We start from the raw sequence: 5,712 nt of genomic DNA on the forward strand, positions 1-5,712 counted from the left end.
GCACCGGAACGCAATTCGACGGCATGGACCGGTTCGAGGCCCGTGTCGCAGTCCGGGAAGCGCTTGCCGCGCAGGGCCGCATCGTCGACGAGAAGCGCCCGTATCTGCACAGCGTTGGGCATTCCGAGCGCAGCGGCGAGCCGATCGAGCCGCGGCTGTCACTGCAGTGGTGGGTGCGGGTGGAATCGCTGGCCAAGGCGGCCGGCGACGCTGTCCGCAACGGCCAAACCGTGATCCATCCGGCCAGCATGGAACCCCGCTGGTTCGGCTGGGTCGACGACATGCACGACTGGTGCATCTCGCGTCAGCTGTGGTGGGGCCACCGTATCCCGATCTGGTACGGGCCCAACGGCGAAAAGATCTGCGTGGGCCCGGATGAAACTCCACCCGAGGGCTGGGAACAAGACCCCGACGTGCTGGACACCTGGTTTTCGTCTGCGCTGTGGCCGTTTTCGACGATGGGTTGGCCCGAGCGCACGCCCGAGCTGGAGAAGTTCTATCCGACAAGCGTTTTGGTCACCGGCTACGACATCCTGTTCTTCTGGGTGGCGCGGATGATGATGTTCGGCACGTTCATCGGCGGCGACGACACCATCACCCTCGACGGCCGGCGTGGACCGCAAGTGCCGTTCACCAACGTGTTCTTGCACGGGCTGATCCGCGACGAGTTCGGCCGGAAGATGAGCAAGTCCAAGGGCAACGTCGTCGATCCGTTGGACTGGCTGGACAAGTTCGGGGCCGACGCGTTGCGGTTCGCGCTTGCCCGCGGCGCAAGCCCGGGCGGTGACCTGACCATCGGCGAAGACCACGTGCGGGCATCACGAAACTTCGGCACCAAGTTGTTCAACGCCACCCGCTTCGCTGTGCTCAACGGTGCGCGCTTAGCGCCGCTGCCCGACCTCGCCGACTTGACCGATGCCGATCGATGGATTCTGGGACGACTGGAACAGGTTCGGGCCGAAGTTGATTCGGCTTTCGACGGCTACGAGTTCAGCCGCGCCTGCGAAGCTCTCTATCACTTCACCTGGGACGAGTTCTGCGACTGGTACGTCGAACTGGCCAAGACCCAGCTTGCCGATGGCCTCACTCATACCACCGCCGTGCTGGCCGCCGTACTCGACACCCTGCTGCGGCTGCTGCATCCGGTGATCCCGTTTCTCACCGAGGCGCTGTGGACGACGCTCACCGGTGACGAGTCGTTGGTGATTGCCGACTGGCCGCAGCCGTCCGGGATCACATTGGATTCTGTTGCCGCGCAGCGCATCATCGACATGCAAAAGCTGGTGACCGAGGTGCGGCGGTTCCGCAGCGACCAGGGACTGGGCGACCGGCAGAAAGTGCCCGCCCGCCTGTCGGGTATCGACGACGCCGATCTGACCACCCAAGTGCCGGCGGTGACGTCGCTGGCGTGGCTGACATCGCCCGGGCCGGACTTCGATGCCTCGGTGTCGCTGGAGGTGCGGCTCAGCGGCGGCACCGTCGTCGTCGAACTCGACACCTCCGGCACAATCGACGTCGCCGCTGAACGCCGCCGGCTGGAAAAAGATTTGGCCGCAGCGCAAAAGGAACTGGAGTCGACGACGGCCAAACTGGCCAACCAGGACTTCCTGGCCAAAGCACCGCCTGCCGTCGTCGACAAGATCCGTGACCGCCAGCAGGTGGCCCGCGACGAAACCGAGCGGATTGCGGCCAGGCTGGCTGGGCTGCAATGACCTCCGAGCCGCTTGGGCGGCACTTGCCGGATCCCACCCCCGACGAGATCGCGTCGCTGTTGCAGGTCGAGCACCTGCTCGACCAGCGCTGGCCCGAAACCCGCATCGAGCCGAGCCTGACTCGGATCAGCGCGCTGATGGATGTGCTCGGCTCGCCGCAGCGCGGCTATCCGTCGATCCATATCGCGGGCACCAACGGCAAAACGTCGGTGGCGCGGATGGTGGATGCGCTGCTGAGAGCGCTGCACCGGCGCACCGGCCGAACCACCAGCCCGCACCTGCAGTCGGCGGTCGAGCGCATCGCGATCGACGGCACACCGATCAGCCCGGCCCAGTACGTCTCGACGTATCGCGATATCGAGCCCTACGTCCAGATGATCGACCAGCAATCGGAGTCGGCCGGTGGCCCGCCGATGAGCAAGTTCGAAGTGCTCACCGCGATGGCGTTCGCCGCGTTCGCCGACGCGCCGGTCGACGTCGCGGTGGTGGAGGTCGGTCTCGGCGGGCGGTGGGACGCCACCAACGTCGTCAATGCGCCGGTGGCCGTCATCACTCCGATCAGCATCGACCACGTCGACTATCTCGGCGAGGACATCGCCGGCATCGCCGCTGAAAAGGCGGGCATCATCACTAAAGCCGAAGGTCCGGTGGACACAGTCGCGGTGATCGCCCGCCAGGTCCCGGAGGTGATGGAGGTGCTGTTGGCGCAAGCCGTGCGGGCCGATGCCCAAGTGGCGCGAGAAGACTCCGAATTCGCGGTGCTGGACCGCCGGGTCGCCGTCGGCGGTCAGCTGCTGCAGCTGCGGGGCCTCGGCGGCGTCTACTCCGACATCTATCTGCCGCTGCACGGCGACCACCAAGCGCACAACGCGGCCGTGGCGCTGGCGGCGGTCGAGGCGTTCTTCGGCGCCGGCGCGCAGCGCCAGCTCGACGTCGACGCGGTCCGTGCCGGGTTCGCCGAGGTCACCAGCCCGGGCCGGCTAGAGCGCATGCGCAGCGCGCCGACGGTGTTCATCGACGCTGCGCACAATCCCGCCGGGGCGGCGGCGCTTGCCCGGGCATTGGCCGACGAGTTCGACTTCCGGTTCTTGGTCGGCGTGGTCAGCGTGCTGGCCGACAAGGATGTCGGCGGCATCCTCGCCGCGCTGGAGCCGGTGCTCGACCGGATCGTCGTGACACACAACGGGTCGCCGCGGGCGCTTGATGTCCAGTCGCTGGCGTTGGCGGCCGAGCAGCGTTTCGGACCGGAGCGTGTCGTCACCGCGGAGAACCTGCGCGACGCCGTCGACACCGCGACCGCGCTGGTCGACGACGCCGCCATCGATGCGGACGCGTCCGGCACTGGCATCGTCATCACCGGCTCCGTGGTCACCGCGGGCGCCGCGCGCAGTTTGTTTGGTCGTGACCCGGAATGACCTACGAACCGGAGCGCGGCGGCGATCCGCGGCCAGCGCCACCTGATCCGTGGAAGAGCTTTCGCGGCGTGATGGCCGGCACGCTGATCTTGGAAGCGGTAGTGGTGTTGCTGGCACTACCGGTAGTCGGCGCCGTCGGCGGCGGACTGACTGCGGCATCGCTTACATATTTGATCGGGTTGGCCGCAGTTCTCCTCTTGCTCGCGGGACTGCAGGGCCGGCCCTGGGCCATCTGGGTGGACCTGGCACTGCAGACGGCGGTGATTGCCGGGTTCGCGGTGTACCCGGGGATCGGGTTTATCGGTGTGCTCTTCACGCTGGTGTGGGTGTTGATCGCCTATCTGCGCGCCGAGGTGCGGTGGCGGCAACAGCGGGGCCTGTTACCCGGGCAGCAGCAGCCGCCGGACTGATCCGGCGGGCCAGTCGAGGGTTGCCGGTTGGGTACGCTTGTGCGCCGTGACACGCGCCGGCGACGATGCAGAGCGAAGCGATGAGGAGGAGCGGCGCTGATGACCTCAGCCGGCGACGATGCAGAGCAGACCCTCCTGTTGATCAAACCCGACGCCGTCGAGAGGCGGCTGGTCGGCGAGATCATCAGCCGCATCGAGCGCAAGGGCCTCACCATCGCGGCGCTGCAGCTGCGAAACGTCAGCGACGAGCTGGCCCGCCAGCACTATGCCGAGCATGAAGGCAAAGCGTTCTTTGCTTCGTTGCTGGAGTTCATCACCTCTGGAGCAGTGGTGGCAGCAATCGTGGAGGGGCCGCGAGCCGTGGCGGCGGTGCGGCAGATCGCCGGTGCCACCGACCCGGTGGCCAGTGCGGCACCCGGGACGATCCGCGGTGACTTTGGCCTCGAAACACAGTTCAATCTCGTGCACGGCTCGGATTCAGTGGATTCTGCCCGCCGTGAGATCGAGCTGTGGTTCCCCGCCGGAAGCTAGCCGAGCATGGTCGGCCTGGGCGCGACCGTGTGGGATACTGATATCGGGTGAACGTCGCCGGACCGACTCAGGAACGTTGACGGACGCCCGAATGAAGACCTAGACAAGCGCGACCACCGTTGCGTGCGGTGCGGCGCCCACTGTCCAGCCATCATTCAGCCGGGCGCCGAGTTGGTTCTACGCGGGCCGCTCGGCGCGAGACCATTACAAGCTCGGGAGAAGTGACCCGGGCACATAGTGAAGCCCTCGCGTGGCCGCGTCGTCATGACGCGCCCGGGGGCTCGAGGAGACTACGTGGTAGACGGTGCCCCACCTTCAGACGTATCAGGAAATCCGACACAGCATGAGGACCTGCCGGACAAGCTAAGGGTCCACTCGCTGGCGCGCGCGCTGGGAACCAGCAGCAAGCGGGTGCTCGATGCGCTCAGCGAACTCGACGGGCGGGTCCGCAGCGCACACTCCACGGTGGACCGTGTCGATGCGGTCCGGGTGCGCGACCTGCTGGCTGCGGCGCCGGGCGAGCCCGACGAGCCCGAGCCAGTAGAGGCCGACGAGCCCGAATCCCGGCTGATGCTGGAGACGACGGTTGAGCGCCCGGAGTACATGCCGCTGTTCGTCGCGCCCCAACCGGTCCAGGTCGAACAGGACGTGGCAGACGATGCCGATGACTCGGATGATTTCGAGGACGCCGACGATGCCGACGTCGACGACGAGCAGGCCGAGCGTCCGGCCGGCCGGCGGCGGCGCCGCGGCCGTCGTGGCCGCGGCCGCGGTCGCGGCGAGCCGGGAAGCGACAACCGCGGCCAAGGCGACGGCGATGCCGAACAAGCCGACTCCGCCGACACCGACACTGACGCCAGCGACAGCAGCGACTCCGACGACGGCGACGCCGGCGACGACTCACAAGAGGTGAGCAGCCGGCGCCGCCGCCGCCGGCGTCGCCGCAAGTCCGGTTCCGGCGACGACAATGACAACGGCCCGGCCCCCGACGACCCGCCCAACACCGTGGTCCATGAGCGGCCGCCGCGCTCAGCTGACAAGGCCGACAGCGACGACAACGACCCGGCGACCGCCGAAATCCAGGGCATCGACGGCTCCACCCGGCTCGAGGCGAAGCGTCAGCGCCGGCGCGACGGCCGCGATGCGGGACGCCGCCGCCCGCCGGTGCTCAGCGAAGCCGAGTTCCTCGCCCGGCGTGAGGCGGTCGAGCGGGTGATGGTTGTGCGCGACAAGGTCCGCACCGAGCCGCCGCACCCAGGCGCCCGCTACACCCAGATCGCGGTGCTCGAGGACGGCATCGTCGTCGAGCACTTCGTGACCTCCGCCGCTTCTGCTTCTCTGGTCGGCAACATCTACCTGGGCATCGTGCAGAACGTGCTGCCATCCATGGAGGCGGCGTTCGTCGACATCGGGCGCGGCCGCAACGGCGTCCTCTACGCCGGTGAAGTGAACTGGGAGGCCGCCGGTTTGGGCGGGGCCAACCGCAAGATCGAGCAGGCCCTCAAACCCGGCGACTACGTCGTCGTTCAGGTCAGCAAGGATCCGGTCGGGCACAAAGGCGCACGTCTGACCACCCAGGTATCGCTGGCCGGCCGCTACCTGGTTTACGTTCCCGGCGCGTCGTCGACGGGGATCAGCCGCAAG

The 5,712-nt window shown here is 67.7% G+C and carries 4 protein-coding genes and 1 pseudogene; all 5 read left to right on the forward strand.

Features of this window, described 5'->3' with window-relative positions:
• Window positions 1-1,712 (forward strand): class I tRNA ligase family protein (locus VFA16_RS15455; RefSeq protein ID WP_324968668.1); only part of this gene is annotated, 1,712 nt, incomplete at its 5' end.
• Window positions 1,709-3,127, forward strand: coding sequence for a bifunctional tetrahydrofolate synthase/dihydrofolate synthase (folC, locus tag VFA16_RS15460; protein WP_324968669.1), 1,419 nt, complete (start codon window positions 1,709-1,711; stop codon window positions 3,125-3,127). The genes VFA16_RS15455 and folC, both read left to right, overlap by 4 nt.
• Complete coding sequence (locus VFA16_RS15465) at window positions 3,124-3,537, forward strand: DUF4233 domain-containing protein (protein ID WP_324968670.1); 414 nt, start codon at window positions 3,124-3,126, stop codon at window positions 3,535-3,537. The genes folC and VFA16_RS15465 overlap by 4 nt, the downstream gene beginning before the upstream one ends.
• 99 nt (window positions 3,538-3,636) lie before the next feature.
• The gene (gene ndk, locus VFA16_RS15470; RefSeq protein ID WP_324968671.1) at window positions 3,637-4,068 is read left to right on the forward strand and encodes a nucleoside-diphosphate kinase; all 432 of its coding nucleotides are present in this window, start codon (window positions 3,637-3,639) and stop codon (window positions 4,066-4,068) included.
• Between the two features lie 294 nt (window positions 4,069-4,362).
• Window positions 4,363-5,712 (forward strand): annotated as a pseudogene (locus VFA16_RS15475) (ribonuclease E/G); the annotation flags it as partial.

Source organism: Mycobacterium sp. (assembly GCF_035653355.1).
GTDB lineage: Bacteria > Actinomycetota > Actinomycetes > Mycobacteriales > Mycobacteriaceae > Mycobacterium.